This window comes from Spiroplasma sp. hy2 (assembly GCF_044714365.1).
Classification (GTDB): Bacteria; Bacillota_I; Bacilli_A; order Mycoplasmatales; family Mycoplasmataceae; genus Spiroplasma; species Spiroplasma phoeniceum.
Map to the genome: position 1 here is coordinate 1 of NZ_RXFZ02000153.1, position 2,468 is coordinate 2,468.

Annotated in this window: 1 protein-coding gene and 1 pseudogene; one reads left to right on the forward strand and one right to left on the reverse strand. The window is 24.6% G+C overall.

The annotated features are described in order from the left end of the window. Positions 1-2,007, forward strand: a 2,007-nt coding sequence (locus EHV01_RS04715; RefSeq protein ID WP_422066438.1) for a hypothetical protein, incomplete at its 5' end; no start/stop codon positions are given. A 37-nt stretch (positions 2,008-2,044) separates the two neighbouring features. Here the strand turns inward: EHV01_RS04715 and EHV01_RS04720 are convergent. Next, positions 2,045-2,468: pseudogene (locus tag EHV01_RS04720) on the reverse strand (hypothetical protein); the annotation flags it as partial.

Here is a 2,468-nt window from a genome sequence, read left to right on the forward strand (position 1 = left end):
TMTRGATATAAAGATTGAAAAGAACATATTCAATCAATGTCTGATTTTTGAATTGAAAAAAATAATGAGGGTATGATAATAACAGATAAAGCAAGTTCAACAGCAACTAATCCGACTGTTGGAACAACTATTAAGGAAGAAAATTCAAATTCTAAACCTTATTGGTCTAAAAATTGAATGATTACTCCACCAGAAAAAATAAAAGTAAATAGTGGCAATGATATTAATAACATTATTAGTACGCAAGCATCATCATATTTTAGAAGAAAAGATGAATTTGGTAATACTGTTGGTCAAGTTCAAATTGAATATAATAAAATGAGTAAATGTAATGTTTGAGATATTTTAAATATGAATAATTTTATTAATCGCCAAATTACAGTATTACCTTTAAACTATACGCAAAAATTAGTCTTTAATCCTTTTACTATACCTGCTATTGGAAAGTTTTTAAATTTTGTTTCTTTTGGTATTCCTTGGGACTGAATTGGAAATTTAACAATTACCCAAGATGATAAATGACCTAATTTCCCATGACTTAATGGTTTTATGAGTGCTAATGTTTATAGTTTTTATAACGATGCCTTTTGAGGTGATAAAGCTGCGGGTAAAGGTTATTTACCATTTGAAATATTTAGAGAACAAGGCAATGATAAAATTGGTGCTATGATTGGTGCTAATGCTACTAGTTTTAGTTTTACTACTTTATTAACTGATAAATTTAAAGGGACTGTTTTAACTAATGATGGTAAACCAACCGAAGAATTAGTTTATTCAACTTATAATTTAAAACAATTAAATCCTAAAACTAACCGAGTTTATTTAATTAATGAAAAAACCAAATCAGTTGATGCACAAACACCAGTTAGTGATAGTGAAAAAGATAATAATTGCGAATTCTTACAAACACCAGATGGTACAAATTGTAGTTATATAATTGATATGTTTTCAATTCAAGCATTATATAAAGGTAATTTTGAAATTATCTTTTATGCTGATAACCCATATACAAATAATGAAGAAGATTACTTACGCTTATCAGTATGACGTTTTCGTGGAAAAACAAAAAGTGTATTAAATAATTATTTACGCGATATGACAACTAATTATAAAACTAGTTTCTTATTACCACATGATTATGAAATACCAACCTTTAATTACCCTGAATATGTATTACCACCAGTGCCATATAATTATTCAGAATATACAAAAGATATTATGCCTTCCGATGTAGTATTACCATTAAAAACTAAAATTATTGTACTACCACAATGTAAAAAAACAGGTAGTCGTTTAGTTAATTTATTTTCTGATGAATTTAATGATGCTCATTATGAGGTAGAAATTGATTTAAAACAAATTGACCCAACAATTCAAAGTATAAGTAAATTTCAAGATGCTTATAAAACTATTGAAATAAGTAATTTAGGTAATTTACAAGTTGAGTGTGGACCACCTGAAATAGAAAATTTTATTGCTAATAGAAATATTAATATAACTGGTGGAAATGAGGATTGTAGTAATAATTTATTTTCATTAGCAAATATAACTTTACAACAAAGTGGTCGCTCACAAACAGATAAAATTAATTTTGATAATACAATAACTTTATATACTAAAAATATAGAAGTAAATGACACTGAAACAAAATATGCTACTGGTGTTGCTAATGAAACCTCAAGTGAAAATTACCTTAATGTATATCATACATTAGATAATATTTGCGGTGTAAGATTTTTTTTACAAATAACAAAATTAGTTTTTACTGATAAAGATAAAATCAAAGAAACATATTTACAAGCATATTATACTAATGATTTAAAATTAAAAATTAGATTTACAAAAGTATTAAGACCTATTTTAGAATGTTTTTATTTTGATTTTTATGCAAAACCAAGATATTGGGGAAATGTTAAAAAAATAACATTAGATGTTTTTAACCCAAATGTATTAGGTATTAGAAACAAAAGTAATAGTCCTGTCAAAATTACAATTAAACCAAGATAAAAAAAGAAAAAAGAGATTTAATAATCTCTTTTTATTTTTATTTAACTTTTAAATTACCATTTTCATCTAAAATTAAATTAGGTTCCTTAGTATCTAAATTTCAGCGATAAATTGATTTAAAATAATTATCATTTTTATTACTTCAATAGTGGAAATAAGATTCTTTTCCTTCAAAATTATTTTTTTTACTATGTATTCCAAAATAACCATTAATTCTATACATTAAGCTATAATCATCTTTATAACCTCTAATAATTATTGTATCGTATGTATTATTATTAAATTTAGTTAAATATCAACTATCATTTTTATCACCACGCCATACAACATAATATCATTTATCATCAACTTTATTAAATGGTTTTTCTTGTGGTGCTATTCATTCTAGATTATCTTTGATTTCTTGGTTATTTGTATTTATTTTGTTTTCTTCTTTTAATTTTGCTAATTCTTCAGGTRTW